General features: G+C 60.5%; 15 protein-coding genes. 8 read left to right on the top strand and 7 right to left on the bottom strand.

All coding sequences use genetic code 11. The features are described from left to right. Positions 1-146: 146 nt before the first annotated feature. From ACIQ36_RS10250 to ACIQ36_RS10235, 4 genes are all read left to right on the top strand, one after another. Positions 147-860, top strand: coding sequence for a ribonuclease activity regulator RraA (locus ACIQ36_RS10250; RefSeq protein WP_395828855.1), 714 nt, complete (start codon positions 147-149; stop codon positions 858-860). A 180-nt stretch (positions 861-1,040) separates the two neighbouring features. After that, positions 1,041-1,976 carry a mechanosensitive ion channel family protein gene (locus tag ACIQ36_RS10245; protein ID WP_395828853.1) on the top strand — a complete coding sequence of 312 codons (936 nt, stop codon included), beginning with the start codon at positions 1,041-1,043 and terminating at the stop codon, positions 1,974-1,976. A 14-nt stretch (positions 1,977-1,990) separates the two neighbouring features. Next, a complete protein-coding gene (locus ACIQ36_RS10240) occupies positions 1,991-3,028 on the top strand; it encodes a patatin-like phospholipase family protein (protein WP_395828851.1) in 1,038 nt (345 codons plus the stop codon). Positions 3,029-3,058: 30 nt separating this feature from the next. Continuing rightward, positions 3,059-4,225 carry an MFS transporter gene (locus tag ACIQ36_RS10235; RefSeq protein ID WP_395828849.1) on the top strand — a complete coding sequence of 389 codons (1,167 nt, stop codon included), beginning with the start codon at positions 3,059-3,061 and terminating at the stop codon, positions 4,223-4,225. Between the two features lie 19 nt (positions 4,226-4,244). On the opposite strand, the gene ACIQ36_RS10230 is transcribed toward ACIQ36_RS10235, so the two are convergent. Continuing rightward, positions 4,245-4,436: a CsbD family protein gene (locus ACIQ36_RS10230; protein WP_395828847.1), complete on the bottom strand. Its 192-nt coding sequence runs from the start codon at positions 4,434-4,436 to the stop codon at positions 4,245-4,247. Between the two features lie 211 nt (positions 4,437-4,647). Between ACIQ36_RS10230 and ACIQ36_RS10225 the strand changes: the two genes are divergently transcribed. The 3 genes from ACIQ36_RS10225 to ACIQ36_RS10215 are packed head-to-tail and all read left to right on the top strand — an operon-like array spanning position 4,648 to position 8,121. Beyond that, positions 4,648-6,816: an FdhF/YdeP family oxidoreductase gene (locus ACIQ36_RS10225; RefSeq protein WP_395828845.1), complete on the top strand. Its 2,169-nt coding sequence runs from the start codon at positions 4,648-4,650 to the stop codon at positions 6,814-6,816. 33 nt (positions 6,817-6,849) lie between these two features. Continuing rightward, entirely contained in the window at positions 6,850-7,152 is a 303-nt protein-coding gene (locus ACIQ36_RS10220) for a putative quinol monooxygenase (RefSeq protein WP_395828843.1), read from the top strand. A gap of 15 nt (positions 7,153-7,167) precedes the next feature. Further along, positions 7,168-8,121 carry an isoaspartyl peptidase/L-asparaginase family protein gene (locus tag ACIQ36_RS10215; RefSeq protein ID WP_395828841.1) on the top strand — a complete coding sequence of 318 codons (954 nt, stop codon included), beginning with the start codon at positions 7,168-7,170 and terminating at the stop codon, positions 8,119-8,121. Here ACIQ36_RS10215 and ACIQ36_RS10210 read toward each other — a convergent pair. Continuing rightward, positions 8,116-8,955 (bottom strand): polyphosphate kinase 2 family protein, encoded by an 840-nt coding sequence (locus ACIQ36_RS10210; RefSeq protein ID WP_395828839.1) that lies wholly within the window; start codon positions 8,953-8,955, stop codon positions 8,116-8,118. The two genes, ACIQ36_RS10215 and ACIQ36_RS10210, sit on opposite strands and share 6 nt — an antisense overlap. A 202-nt stretch (positions 8,956-9,157) precedes the next feature. On the opposite strand from ACIQ36_RS10210, the gene ACIQ36_RS10205 reads away from it, so the two are divergent. Further along, positions 9,158-11,185 (top strand): fibronectin type III domain-containing protein, encoded by a 2,028-nt coding sequence (locus tag ACIQ36_RS10205; RefSeq protein ID WP_395828837.1) that lies wholly within the window; start codon positions 9,158-9,160, stop codon positions 11,183-11,185. A 38-nt stretch (positions 11,186-11,223) separates the two neighbouring features. On the opposite strand, the gene ACIQ36_RS10200 is transcribed toward ACIQ36_RS10205, so the two are convergent. The 5 genes from ACIQ36_RS10200 to ACIQ36_RS10180 all read right to left on the bottom strand — a co-directional run bounded on the left by ACIQ36_RS10200 (position 11,224) and on the right by ACIQ36_RS10180 (position 17,227). After that, positions 11,224-11,919 carry a response regulator gene (locus tag ACIQ36_RS10200; protein WP_395828835.1) on the bottom strand — a complete coding sequence of 232 codons (696 nt, stop codon included), beginning with the start codon at positions 11,917-11,919 and terminating at the stop codon, positions 11,224-11,226. Next, on the bottom strand, positions 11,916-13,376 hold the full coding sequence (locus tag ACIQ36_RS10195) for an ATP-binding protein (protein ID WP_395828833.1): 1,461 nt from the start codon (positions 13,374-13,376) through the stop codon (positions 11,916-11,918). The genes ACIQ36_RS10200 and ACIQ36_RS10195 overlap by 4 nt, the downstream gene beginning before the upstream one ends. 32 nt (positions 13,377-13,408) lie before the next feature. Then, entirely contained in the window at positions 13,409-15,151 is a 1,743-nt protein-coding gene (locus ACIQ36_RS10190; protein WP_395828831.1) for a peroxidase family protein, read from the bottom strand. 108 nt (positions 15,152-15,259) lie between these two features. Further along, entirely contained in the window at positions 15,260-16,396 is a 1,137-nt protein-coding gene (locus ACIQ36_RS10185; RefSeq protein ID WP_395828829.1) for an ABC transporter ATP-binding protein, read from the bottom strand. Positions 16,397-16,399: 3 nt separating this feature from the next. Beyond that, entirely contained in the window at positions 16,400-17,227 is an 828-nt protein-coding gene (locus ACIQ36_RS10180; RefSeq protein ID WP_395828827.1) for an ABC transporter permease, read from the bottom strand. Positions 17,228-17,489: the final 262 nt, after the last annotated feature.

The following is a 17,489-nucleotide window of genomic DNA, read 5'->3' as shown; positions in this document are numbered from 1 at the left end:
CGCCGCGCTACGAGCGGGGCTACGGCTGGATGTTCTCCCGGCACATCACCCAGGCCGATCAGGGCTGTGATTTCGACTTTCTGCAAACTGACTTCGGCGCACCCGTGCCGGAACCCGTCATTTTTTGAGGTTTGGAGGTTTTTCCGATGTTATCCGACGCCACTCGCGCCAAGCTGGCGACCGTCAGCACCGCCACGCTCTGCACCGCTTTGTTCAAACGCGGCCTGCGCAATCAATTCATTCAGGATGTTCGCCCGCTGAAAGCCAAGGGCAAGGTGATGGTCGGCGAGGCCTTTACCCTGCGCTACATTCCGGCGCGCGAGGATCTGAACCCGCTCAGCGTGTTCCAAGACCGCGCCCATCCGCAGCGCAAGGCCGTGGAAGAATGCCCGCCGGGTGCGGTGTTCGTCATCGATAGCCGGAAAGACGCGCGCGCCGCGTCGGCAGGCTCGATCCTCGTCAGCCGCCTCATGGTGCGCGGCGTCGCCGGGGTCGTCACCGATGGCGGCTTCCGCGATAGCCCGGAAATTGCTGAGCTTGATATTCCGGCCTACCACAACCGCCCCTCGGCCCCCACTAACCTCACCCACCATCAGGCGCTCGACATTAACGTGCCGATTGGCTGCGGCGACGTGGCGGTGTTTCCGGGCGATGTGGTGGTGGGCGACGGCGAAGGCGTCATCGTCATTCCGGCGCATCTGGCCGATGAGATTGCCGATGAAGCCGTGGAGATGACGGCCTTCGAAGATTTCGTAACGGAACAAGTTTTAGGCGGTCGCTCGATTCTTGGCCTGTATCCCCCTACGGAAGAGCAGTCAAAGATCGATTTTGCCGCCTGGCGCAAAGTGAAGGGGCGTTAGGATCATTTGTGCGCGCTAGCGGGTGCAACGGTCGCCAACCTTGCCGATGCGATTCGCTAGTGCGCTAAACTATAAAATGCGCATCATATTTTCTTAATCTATTTATTTTAGCCCCTGACTTTACACAAGGGTGCGGTCAATCTATCCTGCGCTCGTTCATTTTAGGCGAAGCATTGATCGATGAAAAACGAATCGAAGCGGTTTTTACGATCAATTGCTGTTTTGGTTTTGGTGGCGCTCGCCATTTTGCGCCCGGACGATCTTGGGGGATATGCCGGATTTCTACCGTCATCGGTTCTACCGGGGTGGGTAATTGATGGGCTCGCTATCGGCTGGTGGTACGCGCTTGCGTGGGCGATCACGGTCGGTTTAGAGCTTTTCCTCTGGTCGCGGATTTTTGGCGGAGGCACCGGCGGAATGCCGCGGCAGCGCAAGCTGCTGACCGATATGCTGAACATCATAATCTATATTATTTTTACCGGCGTGATTGCCGTTCATATCTTCAAGCAACCCGTGACGGGCCTCTTCGCGACCTCCGGGATTCTTGTGATTGTTCTGGGCTTGGCCCTTCAGAACACTTTGGGCGATCTTTTTGCCGGATTGGCGCTGAATTTGGAGCGCCCCTTTAAGGCAGGCGATTGGATTACCCTGGATGGGGGTATTCAAGGCTTCGTTCTCATCACCAACTGGCGCGCCACCCATGTCCGCACCCGGACCGGCGATGAGATGATTATTCCCAACGGAATGGTCGCGCGCTCCCGCCTAATCAATCACGCGCTGCCGAGCAAACTGCATCTGGCGAATGTCGAAATACCGCTGACCTATGGGTTCGACGATGCTCAGGTGGAGGCGGCACTCCGCGCGGCGGCGGCGAGCGTTAGCGGCGTTCTAACCGATCCCGCGCCGATTATTTTGATGCATGAAATGAAGCCCGATGTTGTGATTTGGCGGCTTTATTTCTTTATCGACGATTTTGCCCGTCTGGTCGTTTTGCGCGGGCACCTCAGCCGCGCCGTTTACGCGACCTTGCGGGCCGAGCCGACGCGGGCCTTCCTGCCCCGTCATGACATCTGGCTGCATCGGGTCGATCCGCCCGCCGAGCCGCCTCAAGCTTAATCTGGAGAGCATGAATGAGCGTTGCGAATGCCGCGTCTGGCAAAAAGAAGATTAAGCTCGCCCTGCAAGGCGGCGGCTCGCACGGGGCATACGCTTGGGGCGTGATCGATGCGTTGCTGGAAGATGGCCGCATCGAGATCGAAGCCCTGGTTGGGGCCAGCGCCGGGGCGATGAATGCGACGATGACCGCCTGCGGTCTCATCACCGGCGGGCCGGATAAGGCGCGCGAGCTGCTGCATCGGTTTTGGAAGAAAGCTTCCGACGCCGGTAAGAACGGCCCATTGCAACCAACGCCGCTCGATAAGCATTTTTCGCGCGGGAATATGGAATATTCGCCGCTCTGGGGCATTTACGACGCTCTGTCGCGCGTGTTTTCGCCCTATGAGATGAACCCGAAGAATATGAACCCGCTCCAAGATCTGATTGCCGATGTCGTCGATTTCGACGCGGTGCGCGGTGGGGCGGATGTGTGTAAACTCTTTATCGCTGCAACGAATGTGCTGAACGGGCGCTTACGGATTTTCGACCAGCACGAACTGACGCCGCAATCGATCATGGCGTCGGCCTGCCTGCCGTTCCTGTTCCAGGCCGTCGAAATCGACCATGAGTATTTCTGGGACGGTGGCTATTCGGGCAATCCGCCGATTTATCCGCTGATTTACGCCGGCGGCAGTAACGATATTTTGATCGTGCAGATCAATCCGATCAATATTCCCGACGTCCCCCGCACCGCGCGCGGTATTCTCGACCGGATCAATACGCTGTCCTTCAATTCCAGTTTGATGCGGGAAATGCGCGCCATTCAGTTTGTTAGCGACCTGTTGGATAATGGCGAGCTTAACCCCCAAAAATACGCCCGCATCAATATCCATACGATTGATGCCGAAAGCGAATTGGCCCAGTTCAGCGTCTCGTCGAAACTCAACCCCGATTGGGAGTTTCTGACCTATCTTCACGATATCGGGCGGCGAAAGGCCAAGCAGTTTTTGGCGCTGCATTTCGATAAGATCGGCACGGAAAGCTCCACGAATATTCGGGAAAAATTTCTCTAGAGAGGGTCAAATGGAAACGGCGGTGCCCGCGTGAGCGATGCTTCTCAATCAGGATCGGCTCTGCTGTCGCGCGCCGCCGTGATCGCCACGGCGATGATGTTCGGCCTGTCCTACAGCCTCAGTGCGGCGTTGATCGCGCTCGATCTGGCGGGGCGGGGGCATAGCGAAAGCCTGATCGGGGCGAATGTCGCCATGCACGCGGTGGGGGTTCTGCTCACCGCGATGGTCTTGCCGAAGATCGTGGCGCGCGTAGGGCTAAGGCGGCTCGTGATTCTGGCACTGCTGCTGGCGGCGGCGGTGCTGGTCGCCTTTCCAGCCCTGCCGTTCCTGTGGCTGTGGTTTGTGCTGCGCGTGCTGTTGGGGGCTTCGTCGGAAATTCTCTTCGTTTTGTCCGAAACTTGGACGAATAGCCTGAGTTCCGAAGAAACGCGGGCGCGGTCGATGGCGGTTTATACCGCTTCCCTGTCCATTGGTTTCGCCCTGGGGCCGATAATCCTATCGCTGGTCGGCCATACCGGCTTCACCCCCTACGTCATTGGCGCGGCGATTACGCTGGCGGCGGCGGCCTTCGTCGCCTCCCCGAAGGTAGCGGCCCCGATTTTCGAAGGCCCCGCCAAGGGTAGCCCCTTGCGGTTCATGCGCTTAGCGCCGCTGGCGATTTCGGCAACGGTGCTGAATGCGGCGATTGAAACGGCGGGCCTATCGTTCCTCGCGCTCTATGCGGTCAACCTTGGTTGGACGAGCGACGAGGCGCCGCGCCTTATGTCGTGCATGATGATCGGCGCGATTCTCTTGCAACTGCCCATCGGCTGGCTCGGCGATAAAGTTGATCGGTTCCGATTGGCGGTGACGCTGGCGGCGCTCTCGGCCCTGGGTGCACTGGCCTGGCCGCTCGTTCTGGGCACGCCCTGGCTGACCTATGCGCTGTTGTTCGCTTGGGGCGGGACCTTCGTTGGCGTCTACACGCTGATGCTGACGATTGTCGGCAGCCGGTTCCAAGGATCGGAGCTTGTCGGCATCTACGCGGCGATGGGGCTTATGTGGGGCGGCGGGGCGCTGCTCGGGCCGATGCTCGCGGGGCTTGCCATGGAATGGTTCACCCATGGCCTTGCCTATTTTGTCGCGCTGGCCTGCGCAGGCTTTTGCGTGTTCGCCGTTGTCAGCCGGAAAGAAAGCCCCCCAAGCGTGGACGCTTAGGGGGCATGGGCCGCGCCGGTTAGGCTTTGTCGACGGCCTTTTTGACGGCATCCTTGGCGTGGCCGACGGCCTGTTGGGTCTGGCCTTTGGCTTCCTGCACCACGCCTTCCAGGCGCAGCTTGGGATTATCGGTGGCGGACCCAACGGCCTGCTTCGTTTTACCGACGACTTCGTTAGTCGCGCCTTTGATTTTATCGGTCGTGCTGCTCATGATGAAATCCTTTCGTCTTGTAGAGTTCTTAAGACGGAGAGTCTGCCGAACACTCCTTATAACTCTTCATGCAAATTATTGTTCCCGTGGGCGTTACTAAGATAGAATGGGTTCAATTAAGAGGATGTTCGAATTAATACTTGTGGCAGAGTGTGCCATAGTATCGGGGGCGGGTCGCTCGCAAGCGCGTGTTCAAAAAGGGAGGGATAGGATGACGAAGGCGATTGTCGGCGGTGGCCCTAAGAAAGTTCTCTACGCGCTGAAAACGGCAGCGCGGATGGGGCTCGAGAATACCGCCAAGGCCCTCACCGCGAAGAACGCCTGCAAAGCCTGCGCGCTCGGCATGGGCGGCCAAAAGGGCGGCATGACCAATGAGGCGGGGGAGTTTCCCTCGGTCTGCAATAAATCCATCCAGGCGCAATCGACCGACATTCAACCCGGCATTCCCGCCGAGGTCATCACCCATTCGCTCAGTGAATTGCGCGAGTTGGACGGGCACGAGTTGGAGCATTTGGGCCGCCTCGCGTTTCCGATCTATAAGGCCGCCGGGACTGACCGTTATGCGCCGGTAAGCTGGGAGTTTGCCCTTGATCTGGCTACCCAGCGCTTTCGGGCGACCGATCCGGCGCGGAGTTTTTTCTATACCTCCGGGCGTTCCTCCAACGAGGCCGGGTTTGTGTTGCACCTGCTCGCGCGGCTGTACGGCACGAATAACGTTAATAATTGCTCCTACTACTGCCATCAGGCCACCGGCGTCGGGCTGGAGACGACAATTGGTACCGGCACGTCGACGGTGGAGATGGAGGATCTTGACCGCTGCGACTTTATTTTGGTCATCGGCGCGAACCCCTCGTCCAATCACCCGCGCTTCATTCACAAGCTCAAAGGCGTGCGCGACCGGGGCGGGGCCGTGGTGATGATTAACCCGGCGAAGGAAGCCGGGTTGGTACGTTTCGCCCTGCCGAAAAGCGTGAAGTCGATGGCAAAAGGCGGCGATTGGATCGCCTCCGACTATCTTCAGCCCCGGATTGGGGCCGATTTGGCGGTTTTGAAGGGGCTTTCAAAGGCGATTTTGGAATTTTCGGCGCAAAATGTCGAATTTATTACAGGTTATACCGTCGGATTTACCGAATTTGCCGCTGACATCGCGGCGACCCCCTGGGCCGAAATCGAAAGCCGCACGGGCCTATTACAGGCCGACATCACGCGGGTGGCACGCCTCTACGCGGCGGCAAAATCGGCGGTGATCGCCTGGGGCATGGGGATTACCCATCATCTGCACGGGGTGGAAAATGTCGAATATATCGCCAATCTCGCCCTGTTGCGCGGGCAGATCGGCCGGATCGGGGCGGGGCTATTGCCCTTGCGCGGCCATTCCAACGTTCAAGGTATCGGCACGATTGGCGTGAAGCCGGTTCTGGCGGCGGATGTGCTGCGTCGGATGGAAGAAACGCTGGGCGTCACGCTTCCCACCACGAAGGGCATGGATACGATGGCCTGCATGCAAGCGGCCCATCGCGGCGAGATTGATGCGGCGCTCATCATGGGTGGCAACCTCTATGAAGCGAACCCGAACAGCCGCTTTTCGGCGGAAGCCCTGGCGAAGATCGGCTTCAAGCTGTTCCTCACCACCACGCTGAACAAGGGCCATATTTACGGCCATGATGAGAGCGAAGCGCTGGTGCTGCCCGTGACGGCGCGCGATGAGGAGTGGCAGCCGACCACGCAAGAATCGATGTTCAACTATGTGCGCCTATCCGATGGCGGCATTCGGCGCCTAAAAGACGTTCGCCCCGAAACCGATATTCTGTGCGATCTAGCCCGGCGCCTGCTGCCGGAGAGCCCCGTCGATTTCACCGCCTTCAAGGCCCATAAAACCATCCGGGAAGCGATTGCGAAAATCGTTCCGGGGATGGAAGCCTTGGCTGATATCGATGTCGCGAAGCAGGAATTCCACATCACGGGCCGCGTTCTGCACACGCCGCGCTTCAAGACTGCCTCGGGCAAAGCGCGCTTCGTCACCCAACCGCTGCCACCGGTTGATAGCGGGCTGTTGCTGACCACGGTGCGCTCGGAAGGTCAGTTTAACTCTATCATTTACGAGCGCACCGATTCCTACCGGGGCGGGCTCGACCGGATGAGCGTGATGATGCACGCCGACGATATTGCCGCCCATGGGCTTGCGGATGGCGATTCCGCCGTGCTCGAATCCGATCATGGCGTTATGGCGGGCGTCACGGTCCGCGCCTTCGATATCGCGCGCGGGTCGGTCATGGCCTATTACCCGGAAGCCAATGTTCTAACGGGGTGCGCCGTCGATCCGCGCAGTCATACCCCGGCGTTTAAATCGACCCCTGTCAGGCTGCGGAAAGCCGTATAAGCTCGCCGGGGTTTTTTCAGGAAAGTGAGTTCCATGCTGCATGTCGTCGCCATCGTCACCGCGAAACCCGGTAAGCGCGCCGAGGTTCTGGCCCAGTTTAAAGCCATTGTGCCCACGGTTCTCGCCGAAGCGGGGTGCATCGAGTATGGCCCCACGGTTGATGCGGGCGTTCCCGGTCTGCCGGCGATGGGGCCGGATGTGTTCGTGGTGATCGAAAAATGGGACAGCGCTGAAGCGCTCGCCGTTCATTCCAAAGCGCCGCATATGCTGGCCTATGGTGCGGCGACGGCGGATCTTGTCGCCAACGTCGCCGTTTACCCCCTCTCGCCCGCCTAAAGCGCCGGAGTTTCCATGTCCCCATCCTTCACCCTCGCGCTGCACGGCGGGGCCGGAACCATTCTGCGCGCGACGATGACGGAAGCGCGCGCGGCGGAATATCGGGCCGGATTGGCGCGCGCGTTACACGCGGGCTATGCCGTTCTCGCGGCGGGCGGTTTGGCGCTGGATGCGGTGACGGCGTCGGTTTGCGTGTTGGAGGATGAGCCTCTGTTCAACGCCGGGCGCGGCGCGGTGTTCAACACGGCGGGCACGCAGGAGATGGAAGCCTCGCTGATGGATGGGCGGGACTGGCGCGCGGGGGCGGTGACGATGCTCTTCGGCCCGAAGAACCCGATTTTGGTGGCGCGGGCGGTGATGGAGCGCACCGAACATGTGTGTCTGTCGGGCGCGGCGGCCGCGCGCTTGGCCGAGGAAGCGGGGTTGCCGTTCGGGGATAAGGATTATTTCTTCACGCAAGCGCGATGGGATGCGCTGGCCGAAACCCTGCGCCTGAATGCGGAAGGGGTGGATGATGGCGACGAGAGCCGCAAGCATGGCACCGTGGGCGCGGTGGCGCGCGATTCGGCGGGCAATCTGGCGGCGGCCACCTCCACCGGCGGTCGCACGGCGAAACTGGCCGGGCGCATTGGCGATACCCCTATTCTTGGCGCGGGCACCTTTGCCGATAATGCTTCCTGCGCCGTTTCCTGCACGGGGCACGGCGAAAGCTTCATGCGCCGCGTCACCGCCCACGAACTCAGCGCCCGCATGCGCCATCGTGGCGAAGACCTACGCACCGCCGCCGACCAGGTGGTGATGGGCGATCTTGCCGAGATCGGCGGCGCGGGCGGCCTCGTCGCGGTCGGGGCCGACGGCAGTTTTGCGCTGCCCTTCAACTGCGAGGGCATGTATCGCGGCCATATCGGCCCCGATGGGGTGGCCTGGACCGGGATTTATCGCGAAGATTTGGTGGCAACCGCCCTATAGATCGTTTTCAGGCTTGGGGGCTTTGCCCGAATGCCCGGCGTGGGTGCCGAGCGTGATGCCCAAATGCTCGCGCGCCGCCGCGTAAAGCTCCTCCGGAACGGGTTTCGGTTTCGTGTCGATTCCTTTGCCGAGGCAATCGGCGATCAGCTTCAGGCTTTCGACGCGGGCGTGCTGCTTGTCGTTCGCCGAGACCACATGCCAGGGCGCATTTTTGGTCGAGGTACGCTCCAGCATCTCCTCAATCGCTTCCTCATAGGCGGGGCGCTGCCGCCAATTGCGGATATCTTCGTAGGTCAGCTTCCAGCGCTTCAGCGGGTCTTCGATACGGCGAATGAAGCGCTCGCGCTGCACGTCGGCAGAGACATGGAGGAAGATTTTAAGGATCCGTGCGCCATCGGCGGCATGCAACGCCTCGAACGCATTGATCTCGTCATACGCCCGTCGCCACGCCGAAGGTTTGGCAAAGCCTTCCACCCGCTCCACCAGCACGCGCCCGTACCAGGAGCGGTCGAACACCGAGATTTCCCCATAGGCCGGTAAGCGCGTCCAGAAGCGGTGTAGATAATGATTGGCCTGTTCGGCGGGCGTGGGGGCCGCAATCGGCCACACTTTGAAGCCGCGCGGATCGAGCACGCTGGACAGGCAGCGGATGGTGCCACCCTTGCCCGCCGCGTCCCAGCCTTCGAAGACGATCATCGCCCGCTCGTGGGTGCCAAGATAGGCTTGCTGGATCAGCATCAGCTTGTCTTGCAGACGCCCTAGTTTCTTCTGATAGCTCGCGCTATCGAGTTTGGCGCTGAGATCGACGGCATCGAGATGGCGGGTTCGGCTCATGATCGTCCTACGGTTGGCGGCATTTTTAGGCTTCCCTAAACCCTAAGCGCTTTTCGGGGGAGAAGGGGAAGTGAAAATTAAGACATCTTAATATCAGCGCTCAATGTTCATATTCGATCTCTTTCTTTTTGAAAGAGTATGACTTATCATTTTTCAACTTTAAATGTTAATCAACATTAAAATAGTGGAGTGCGCGGGAATCATGGCGAGCGGCTTAACCTTTCAGATCATCAATGACAGTGGGCAGACGGATAGTGACGTCTATCTGCTCCTAACGGGGGAAAGCATCGGCTTCCCATCGGGCTCGTCGCAGGTCACACCCGCAATCGTCAATCTGCCTCAGGCGAGCGGCGCTTCGGCAAGCTCGTCGGCGCTGAACGCGCTCGGCACCAACGGATCGTTCGTATCGCCGCTGACGGGGGCGAAGCTGTCGATTTATTCCTTCGATCTGGATACCATCGTTTCGGGCCGGTTGCTGATTTCCTTCGGCACCGCTATCACCTATTCGGGCGGCACCGCGCCGACCGCGACCCAGGAAAATTTTCGCTGGGATAAGATGGAGTTCGGCTATCCCGGGTCGGGGGCCGATTTGACCTCGCTCGATTTCTTCGGGATCCCGCTACAATTCGATTTCATTGACGCGAGCGGCACGATTCTGGAAACCGCGACCTTCTATTCCTCGACCACAACGCTGCTGTCGACCCTCAGCACGCTTTCGTCCAGCATGGGAACGGCGTTTCAGCCCCCCTTGCAGGGCAGCACGGTCGATCTGTCGAATTTCTACCGCGTACTGGGGCCGGGAACGATTGCTTCGAACACTGGCTCTCCCGCCCCGTACCCCAGCTTTTTCGAGTATCTGACGGCCTTGGCGACAGCGGGAACGAGTTTTACGGTCACGGGGACGGCCGGGGTAGGGGCACCTGCGCCAATCCCCAATGCCGTGACCTATACCTATAGCGGTAGTTTCGCCAGCGACAATGCGAACGGGTTTACCCTAACCCTGACCGGCACTACGAGCGGCTACCCCTATGGGCTCTATACCGATAGCACCGGCACGACCGCTCAAGAACTGCCGACCAATCTGACCGTAACGGTAGCGCTTCCGGCGGGATCCTTCGATACGAATATTTACGCCGCCCCGGCGGATGCTTTCTCGGTCGCCCTATCCTCCTCGTCGCAGTCCCCGACCGGTTTACCAACGGACTGGGCCAACTATGTTCCCAATAGCGCCTATGCCACCATTGCCGGGGATATTCTCGCCGGGTTGAACTTCGGCTATCCGGGCGGAACCTTCGGAACCGATAGCAGCACCTGGTACAATAGCCCGCCGCCGACGCCCTATCCTTTTGCCGAGGCGCGCGCCACCAACGATGGGTACTACAACCCCTATGCGGCGGTGTTCTATAATTTCTCGGATTCTTACGGCTTCCCGTTCAGCGATCGGGGTGGCCGTCCGAGCCCCTATATTCCGCAGCCCCCGACCGCGACGACCTTACGGGTGACGATTCTGCCCGACGTGCGGTTGGACCAACCCCAGGGCTTGGCGCTCACGAACCCCTCTTCGGGGAATTGGACGCTCAATTGGTCGGCCGTGACCCCGCCCGAGGGGTTTACCATTACCACCTATGACGTTGCCGTGAGCCCACCGGCAACACCGGCGACGACCTCGGGAACCAGTTGCACCTTCACCGATCTAACGCCGGGGCTTGCTTACACCTTCACCGTGACCGCTATCGGAACGGGGCCAACGAGCCAGCCGGTTCAATCCTACCCGGCGACGCTCTCTGCCGGGGCGGGCGGCACCTGGACGGCACCCAGCGGAAGCTTGCCGTTCCAGATCACGCTGAATTGGAGCGCGAATGTCAGCGGCGTTATGCCCAGCACCTACACGCTCTCGATTGGCGGGCAGACGTATCAGCCCAATAACGCGCCGCTTCCGGTTACGATCAACGGCGTGAATGGTCTCAACTATGTCCCAATCACCATTAGCGCGCCGGATAGCGCTGGCCAGAGCACGGTGATTTACCAGAGCGTCTATACGGTTGATCTGGTTGCCACGGCGGAAACGTCGGGAGCCTATAGTTTGAACGGCACCCCGACGCTGGCGGGCAATAGCCAACCGCTAACGACGGTGTGGAGTGCGCAAAAACCGAAGCAACTTTCCATCGGAACGCCCTTCGCGCCGATTGCCGGTAAGCAGCCGGGGGCGGTCGCCTTTCCGACCAGCTAACCCCAATGCCGGCGACCCGAGAGGTCAACCCCTCGGGTCTAACTCAAATCTGACCGCTCGAAGCGGTAGCCGACGCCATAGACCGACTGCACCAACTCAACCCCCGGCGCGGCGGCGGCCAGTTTACGGCGCAGGTTCTTGATGTGGCTATCGATGCTGCGGTCAAACACGTCCTTATACCCATCGCTCAAATGATCGAGCAGTTGCGCGCGGGAATAGACTTTACCGGGGTGGGCGGCGAGCACAGCCAGAAGTTTGAATTCGGTCGGCGTTAGATCAACGCGCACGCCGTTAACGCTGGCGCTCATTTTCTCGCTATCGATCACGAAGCCCTGATCGGCGGGCGCGGCGGTGGTGGCGGAGGCGGGGGCTTGGCGGCGCAGCACGGCTTTGATGCGCGCCACCACTTCGCGCGGGCTGAAGGGTTTGCAGATGTAATCATCGGCCCCCAACTCCAACCCTAAGAGCCGGTCGATCTCGTCAACCCGCGCCGTGACCATGATGATCGGAACGGAACTGGTGGTGCGAATGGTGCGGCACAGGGTCATCCCGTCGATTTCCGGCAACATCAGATCGAGCAGAATCAGATCGGGCTTTACGGTCGAAAGCCACGGCAGCACGGCGGCCCCGGTGCTGAGCCAGGAGGCTTCGAACCCGTCGCGCTCCAGATAGGCCCCGATGATCTCGGCAATACCGGGTTCGTCATCGACGATCAGAATATGCGCTTGGCTCATAGCTCGGTCTCCAGCAGGGGCGGCTCCAGCGACGGCAGCGAGAGGATCATCGCAAGCCCGCCTAAGGGGGAGGCTTCGGCGGTGAGCGTGCCGCCATGGGCTTCGGCAATCGCGCGACAAATGGCAAGCCCCAGGCCGGAGCCACCGCGCGCCCGGCTGCGCGAGCTTTCGGCGCGGAAGAACCTGTCGAACAAATGGGGCAAATCGCCGGGGGCGACGCTGGGGGCGGAATCGTCGATGATCAGCGTCCAGCGGTCGGCGGAAAGCTGTTGGCGCAGCCGGATTGTGCCGCCCTTATCGGTGTAGCGGCAACTATTTTCCAGCAAATTGGTCAGCAGTTGATGCAGCCGGTCGGCATCGGCAGAAACGCGCACGGTGGCAGCCTCCGGGCATTGATCGACCAAAGTGAGGGCTTGGGCGGCGAGTTTTGGTGCAAAACCCGTCAGCGCCTCCCGCACCACTTCCAGCGGATCAAGCGGGGCGCAATAAAGGCTCATCCCCGTGCTATCGGTGCGGGCAAGATCGTGCAGATCGGTGATGAGCTTTTCTAAGCGCAGCACTTCGGCGTGAAGATTGGCCATGGTGCGCGGGTTGGCCTCGTGCACCCCGTCTTGAATTGCCTCGATCTGGGCGCGCAAAACCGCCAGCGGCGTGCGCAACTCGTGGGACGTGTCGGCCATCCAGCGGCGGCGGGTGGCTTCGGCCTGATCGAGGGCTTCCGCCAATCCATTGACGGCGCGCATCATGTCTCCGATCTCGTCGCTACGGTTGGTGGGCAAGCGCGCCTGATAGGTTCCGGTCGCCAAGTGGCGCGTTATGGTGGCAATCGCTTCGATAGGCCGAGTGAAATGCCGGACCAGCAGATAGGTGGGCAGCATCGACACCAACAGCCCCAATCCTGCAACCCAGGCCGCATCCCGCGCGCGGTCGGCCAGAAAAGCCCGCTCCACATCCGAGGGGAAATCGACCGATTTCAGCAGCAATTCGCCAACCGGCTTTCCCTGAACGTGCAAAACACGCCGGGCGGCGCGATCCATCTCCTCCGGGCTTCCGGCGATCAAAAGCCCTTGGGCGTCGAGTAAGGCGAGGTGCGGCGTTTGCCGATCTTCGCCCCGTGGCGGCGGCGGCGGGGGCGGTGCGCCGCCAGCCACATCGTCCCGGCGCGGGCGCGGGGGGCGGGGCGGCGGCGGTGGGATGAGCCGCCGGGCCGAGCCTTCCCGTAAAATCTGCTCCCACAGCCCCGGTTGATCCCGCAGCGCCGACCAATCCCCCGTGCGCGCATAAAGCTGTTCCAGGCGCGACGGTAGCCATTCCATCCGATCCAGCGAGGCTTTGCTGAGGTAGCCCGCAAAACCCCGCCCCGTCGTCGTCTGCATCGCCACCGTCACGAGGATGATCAAGACAGCACTGACCAAAAACCAGGCGAGAAAGATTTTATGCGCAATCGATACCCGCATTGTCTTTCTCTCCCGGTGAACGCCCTTACCGATTAAGCACGCCCAGCGGCTTTGAGCAATTCGCGCATGGTGAAAACGCCCTTGTCCTGATACGCGGGCCGCCAGCCGCGCCCGGCGCGCAGCAGGCTGGTTTCGTCTCCCATCATCAGCGCAATGATCGTTTCGGCCACCAGCCGTCCGCCGACCGGCCCGAGGATCGACGGTTGCGCGTCGCGGATCGCATCCGGCGCGTTCATTGCCTTAACCCTGGCAACCCACTGCGCTTGTGCTTCGGCCAAGACATAGACCCAGAGCGGGGCATTGCCTTTGAAACTGTCGCCATAGGCCGTAATTGCGCGGTTTTCGTCCATATCCTCGCAGGTGGCTTTGCCGATGCGCAGGTCTTTGTCCGACAGCGGATCGAGCCCCATCGCGCGGGCGACGGCCTGACCGGAGGGAAGCCCCTGCTGGGACCCGCGCAGTAGATTGCGCAGGGCGAGGCTAGAGATTTTCCCCGGCTGGGCCAGCGGCTGGCCATTGCCGTCGCGGGCGAAATGGCCGTCCGGGCGGCTTTGCGAGAATTCCGGCAGGAAGGCGAGCGGGTTCACCAGCGCGGTATCGAACTTATAGGCGGCCTGCACGCGCGTCGGCCCGTCTTTGATCCGGTCGAAGGTCAGCGGGCGCTCGGTTTCGAAGTAAAGCGACCAGTCGATGGCCCATTCTTGCGGATACTCGCGGAAGCCATTCAGGCCCGAGGTTTGCGAGGCGGCGAAGATGAGGCGGCGTCCGGCCAGGGCCGGGTTTTCCTTCTGCTCCTGGGCCGTTGGCTTGAGGCGGGTATTGATCCGATAGGCCGGGCGGATCATCGAATGACCGAAGCGGTAGGCGGCCCCTGCAAACTCCAGCGGCATTTCGCCGGGGCGCAGGTCCTTGGTGAAGCTGCGGTTGGCGCGACCACTGCCCGCAAGATCCTTGGTGCCAAAATCGGGCAGCAGCATCTGCATCATCGGCGCACCAACGATGCGCGGCAGGAAATCGGTGAGCACAATCCACTGATAATGCCAGGCCACTTCCCGCGCGAGGTCGCGAAACGCTAAATGCGTGCGCTCTTTAGCGACCTGATTGTGGAAGGCGACGAAGGCCGAGTGCAACTGGCTGACGATGACATTCTCATCGTTCCGCTTGTCGCCGATCAGCGCGCGGCCATTGAGGCGCGGCAGATCGGTACAGTTGGACGGTGCCCCCGCTTCGGTAAGCTTCCTCCCCGTTAGCAGCGTGCGGCCATCGGCGGCAAAGAGATAAGGCTGATCGGCGGGGCCGCGCCCGTACAGGCTGTCGAGATCGAACCAGGCCGTGCGTAAGTTAGGATCGCGCGGGGTATTGACGTCAGCGCCAAAAGCATTGTTCGGGTTCAGCGTCAGATCATGATCAATGAACTGGCCGAGATAGGTGTATCCCGATGCAATGCCGAAATTCTCTTCGTCGTCTTGCTCATCTTCCGCCGTCGCGGTGATGAGCAGATGGCCTTCCTTATTGCGGCGCGGAGTTCCGTCAGCATTTTCGACTACCTCGGGTTCGGCCGTCATACCGGTTAGGTCTTTACCGTCGCCGGTGGCGAGGCGCATCAGATCTTCGGTCGAAAAATCGGCTGCCGGAAGATTGGGGAAGAGGCGCTGAAAGCCCGTGGGGGCGGCGTTGCCCATGGCCTGCGCGTTCGCAAACTTAGGCACCATATGGGCGGCGGTCAGCGCCGTACCGGTGAACAGGGCGGATTTCAGAAAGCGGCGGCGGTCCATGCTCGTCTCCATCGTGGGATCATCGAATGGGGAGACGGTAACGTTGGTTAATGGAGCCAGTTTGCAGAGAGTTTGGAGAGATTGTGGAGAAGCCGAAAAGGCAGGTGCTTAAAGCCTAAAGCTTGCCGGCAATGCGGTCCCCTCCGGCACTTCAACCCCCGGCGGCAGGCGCAAGAACACGCCTTCGGGCGGCACGAAATCCAACGGAATCGGCGTGTTTTTGGAGAGGCGCCAATTTTCCGGCAGTTGCACGGGCTCCAAGAACGGCGCAACGGAGATCAAGCGTTTCGCTGCTGCCGCCACATCGTTCCGGGCCAGCGGCTCTTGAAACAGGGCGTCATGGGCGAAAAAGCCCAAGTGCAGCCCGCGCCCGATGGGCCGCTCTTCGCGAATACCGTAGAGAAGAAAATGATCCCAGGCCGAGAGTTGACCGCTTTCAACGGCGGCTTTCACATCGGGGTTTAGGCGCAGATACTCCTGAGCATTAAAGAACGGCTGCGGCCCCATCACGTGATATTGATGGTAAACATCATTCACGCTGCCATCGTTCAGAATATTTCCCTGGCTCATTAGAACGGCGCGGTTACAGACCTTGCGGATCAAATCTTCGGAATGGGAGGCCAGTACGAGAATGCTGGACTTGCCAACAAAGCTCTCCAGCCGCTCGGTGGCGCGTTCGATGAAATGGGAATCGCCAACGCTCACCCATTCATCCATCAAAATAATATCCGGCTCCATACTGGTGATGATGGAGAAGGCGAGGCGCAAGACCATGCCGGACGAATAGGTGCGCACCGGCAAATTGATGAACTCGCCCAAATCGGCGAAATCGATCACCTCGTCTAGGCGGGCATCGATGGCGCGGCGGTTAAGCCCGTGGAACATGCCCTTGAGGTAGATGTTTTGCAGGCCGGAAAGCTCGTAATCGAGCCCCAAAGACACATCGAGCAGCGAGGCGATGCGCCCTTGCGCACGAATATGGCCACTGACCGGCGGATAGGTGCCTGCTAGGGCGCGCAGCAGGGTGGTTTTCCCGGCCCCATTGACGCCGACGAGGCCCAGCCGGTCGCCGTCCTTCAGGTGCAAGCTGATCTTATTCAGCGCCCGCGCCACCACATGGCCGCTCTCCTGCTTCAAGCGGCTATTGCCGCCGCCCAACCGCAGCAGACTTTTGCGCAAAGAGCGATTCTCGGCGGTGAAAACCGGGATATCGATGGTGACGTTTTCAAGCAGAATATCGGCCATGGGTTACAGCCAGTACGGCAAGCGGCGCTTGGTCAGGCCGACGCAGAAAAAGGCGATGATCCAGCCCGCAACGGCCAGCCCGATGACAACCCACCAGTTCAGCGGATCGATGGCTTTGCCCAGCAAGGGCGCGCGCAGGATTTCGACAAGGTGATGGAAGGGGTTGGCATCTACAATCATCCGCCGGTCCTTCACCAAATCGGCGGCCCAGATGACCGGTGTGACCAGAAAGGCGATTTGGGTGAGGTTGGTGATAATCGGGATCATGTCGCGGTAGCGCAGGCAGAGCGTGCCCAGCACGATCACCACCCAAACGGCATTCAGCACCAAGAGGGCGAAGGCGGGCAGGGCGAGCAAAACGCTCCAATCGAGCTTGATGTCGAAAAACAGCGCAACGCCGATATAAACGATGAAATTATGGAAGAACAGAATCACTTCGGTCGCCACACTGCGGAAGGCATAGAAGCTTACCGGCAGCGGCACTTGCTTAATCACGCTTTCCATATCGATGAACGTGCGCCCGGCGGCGTTCAGAATGCCGGAAATGAAGTTCCAGACCAAAAAACCGCAGGCGATGAAGGGCACATATTCTTGCACTTCGATCCGGAAAAGCTGGGCGTAGATCACGCCCAACGCCGCCACCATAATCGCCATGCTGATCGTCACCCAGAACGGGCCGATCACCGAGCGCTTGTAGCGGTTGCGAATATCGATCCAACTCAAGCGCGACCACAGCGGGGTTCGGCGCATGCCATCGCGGAAATCCTGCGCGGCGATCCGGGCTTTCGGATCGTCGCCCCGATATTCGAAAAAATCTTCAGTCAAGGACATGGGCGCAGGCTTATCAGAAAGCCCGCGCGCCGCGCAAGCCGGGGCGCGCCCCTCGCCCCGAATGCTTGACTTGCAGGGCGGCCCGGCCCGATAACCGACCCTATGACCTACGCTCCGAATCCCACGCCCCCGGCGTTTCAGCCAACGACGCGCCAGGCTATTTTTACCGTCTGCACCTATAGCTATCTGCCGAAAGCGCAGGTCTTGGTGCAGTCCTTAAAGGGGATTTGCGATACTTACATTCTGCTGCCCGAACGGGATC

Source organism: Elstera sp. (genome assembly GCF_044372965.1).
In the GTDB taxonomy this organism is placed as follows: Bacteria; Pseudomonadota; Alphaproteobacteria; order Elsterales; family Elsteraceae; genus Elstera.
This window is presented reverse-complemented; position numbering and strand designations above follow the sequence as displayed.

Excerpts from the sequence above, each read along its gene's own strand:
- ACIQ36_RS10250 (WP_395828855.1), top strand. The coding sequence starts at position 147 with ATGTTATCCGACGCCACTCGCGCCAAGCTGGCGACCGTCAGCACCGCC.
- ACIQ36_RS10245 (WP_395828853.1), top strand. The coding sequence starts at position 1,041 with ATGAAAAACGAATCGAAGCGGTTTTTACGATCAATTGCTGTTTTGGTT.
- ACIQ36_RS10240 (WP_395828851.1), top strand. The coding sequence starts at position 1,991 with ATGAGCGTTGCGAATGCCGCGTCTGGCAAAAAGAAGATTAAGCTCGCC.
- ACIQ36_RS10230 (WP_395828847.1), bottom strand. The coding sequence starts at position 4,436 with ATGAGCAGCACGACCGATAAAATCAAAGGCGCGACTAACGAAGTCGTC.
- ACIQ36_RS10225 (WP_395828845.1), top strand. The coding sequence starts at position 4,648 with ATGACGAAGGCGATTGTCGGCGGTGGCCCTAAGAAAGTTCTCTACGCG.
- ACIQ36_RS10220 (WP_395828843.1), top strand. The coding sequence starts at position 6,850 with ATGCTGCATGTCGTCGCCATCGTCACCGCGAAACCCGGTAAGCGCGCC.
- ACIQ36_RS10215 (WP_395828841.1), top strand. The coding sequence starts at position 7,168 with ATGTCCCCATCCTTCACCCTCGCGCTGCACGGCGGGGCCGGAACCATT.
- ACIQ36_RS10210 (WP_395828839.1), bottom strand. The coding sequence starts at position 8,955 with ATGAGCCGAACCCGCCATCTCGATGCCGTCGATCTCAGCGCCAAACTC.
- ACIQ36_RS10205 (WP_395828837.1), top strand. The coding sequence starts at position 9,158 with ATGGCGAGCGGCTTAACCTTTCAGATCATCAATGACAGTGGGCAGACG.
- ACIQ36_RS10200 (WP_395828835.1), bottom strand. The coding sequence starts at position 11,919 with ATGAGCCAAGCGCATATTCTGATCGTCGATGACGAACCCGGTATTGCC.
- ACIQ36_RS10195 (WP_395828833.1), bottom strand. The coding sequence starts at position 13,376 with ATGCGGGTATCGATTGCGCATAAAATCTTTCTCGCCTGGTTTTTGGTC.
- ACIQ36_RS10190 (WP_395828831.1), bottom strand. The coding sequence starts at position 15,151 with ATGGACCGCCGCCGCTTTCTGAAATCCGCCCTGTTCACCGGTACGGCG.
- ACIQ36_RS10185 (WP_395828829.1), bottom strand. The coding sequence starts at position 16,396 with ATGGCCGATATTCTGCTTGAAAACGTCACCATCGATATCCCGGTTTTC.
- ACIQ36_RS10180 (WP_395828827.1), bottom strand. The coding sequence starts at position 17,227 with ATGTCCTTGACTGAAGATTTTTTCGAATATCGGGGCGACGATCCGAAA.